The 1,682-nt window shown below is 62.8% G+C and carries 2 protein-coding genes; both read left to right on the plus strand.

Translation table 11 applies throughout. The annotated features are described in order from the left end of the window. On the plus strand, positions 1 to 573 hold a 573-nt coding region (locus ACZ5CR_RS44645; RefSeq protein ID WP_468869263.1), incomplete at its 5' end, for a DUF6879 family protein. 122 nt (positions 574 to 695) lie between these two features. Then, positions 696 to 1,304, plus strand: a complete 609-nt coding sequence (locus tag ACZ5CR_RS44650; RefSeq protein ID WP_468869266.1) for a DUF6082 family protein — start codon at positions 696 to 698, stop codon at positions 1,302 to 1,304. Positions 1,305 to 1,682: the final 378 nt, after the last annotated feature.

A 1,682-nucleotide genomic window follows, 5' to 3' on the forward strand; every position in this document is an offset into this window, starting at 1 on the left:
CAGGCTTTTTGGGCGGATTATGGCCGCCTTGAAGTGAAGACGTTCGACAAGCTCGAGTGCGGGCAGCACTTCCAGGAGCCGGGCTTCGCGTCATGGGAGGCGTTCCACCGCGGCGCTTGGCGCGAGTCCATGGACCTTTTGCAGGATGAACGACCTGCGATTACACGGCAGTTCGATGACGCGAAGGAGCGTGGGCTCATCATGCGTCGCGTCCGATATGTCGAGGTTCCGCCATCGGACTACCTCGTGTGGGAGATGGCTGTGCTGCATGATCGAGTGAGTCGCGGCGAACAGATTCGGATCTTGGCCGGCCAGGGCCAACCCAGCTTCCAAGCACCCCCCCCCCGTTGGTTTTCCGAGCTTGTCATTCTCGGGACCATCGGCCTGTACGAACTGAGGTACAAACCGGACGGTGTCATCGCCGGGGCGTTCCGGTACGACGACGCAGAGTTGATCCAAGCGTGCCGTCTCGAGTTCGACCAGCTGTACGACGCGGGCGAGGACTTTTCGACGTTCCATGAACGTGTCACCGGTCCGTTGCTGCGTACACGCTGTGCGGAGGCATCGGCATGACATCGACACCGGAACCCGGCCCCGCATCTGGCTCCCGCTCTCGCACTAACTTGCGTCGCCGTCCCTGGTACCGGTCTCGTGCGGCGACTCTTGCGTTGTCCGTGATCGCTGTTGTGGGCGCCATGGGTCTTGTCGTCGTATCCCCGCTCGCACTACCGGCGTTGGACGGCAAGGGCGAGGACTGGGAGCGGATCGGGAACATCGCCCAGGCGTACGGTGCCGTGTCCGCGCTCTTGAGCGGCTTGGCGGTCGTGGGTGTTGCGGCTTCGCTGATCTTGCAGTCCAAAGAGGCGAAGGCCGCACGCATCCAGAGCACCCGCCTGATGCACATCGAGCTCACCAAGATGGCCATGGCCGACCCCGAATACCTGGACTGCTGGGGTGGCCCGGACCCGTCCCGGACAGTTCTGCTCCGCCGGCAGCACATGTACGTCAACCTGGCGGTGTCGCACTGGGAGACGTGGTTCGAGCTGGGGGACCTCACAGATGAGTGGCTGGCGGCCATGTGTGACGAGATCTTTGCTGGCGAGATCGGACGATCGTTCTGGGCGCGGTCCCGTACGTCACGTATGGCGACAGCGCCTAACCGCAAGTTGAAGCATCTCAACGAGATCATCAACTCCCGGTATGAGGCTTCACTCGGGACGCCGCCCCGCACGGATCCTGCACTGCCTGATCTTGGAGTTCCGGGAGTGGTTCCTCCGCGCGTGGGTGATCAAGGCCAGGCCTGAAGGTGGTCAAGGCCCGTCGCAAAGCTGTCATGGAGCAGAGCCATCTGCACCCTGCGACCTTGCCTCTCCCCTCCGGGGCGGACCACGGTCCGAGCAATGCAGCCAGCAGCTCGGATAGGACGTACTTCACGCTACGGCAGGCAAGGAGACGCCTTCGGGCGCGCAGAACGCCCGTGGTCGCCGTGCGGGCCAGTCGGCCAATCGAGGCGATCGTCATCCCAGCGATCTGATCTGCTCGATTTACCTGCTGTGCAGGGCACTTGGTCTCTACAGTTTCTGTCATGGACGAAGCGATCTCAGATATACGGGGCAGCATCGCCAAGTTGCGTAAGGCGTTGGAGAAGGGGCGCTGGAAGCCGAGTGGGAGGGAGATCAGCT

Source organism: Streptomyces sp. NPDC031274, assembly GCF_055570235.1.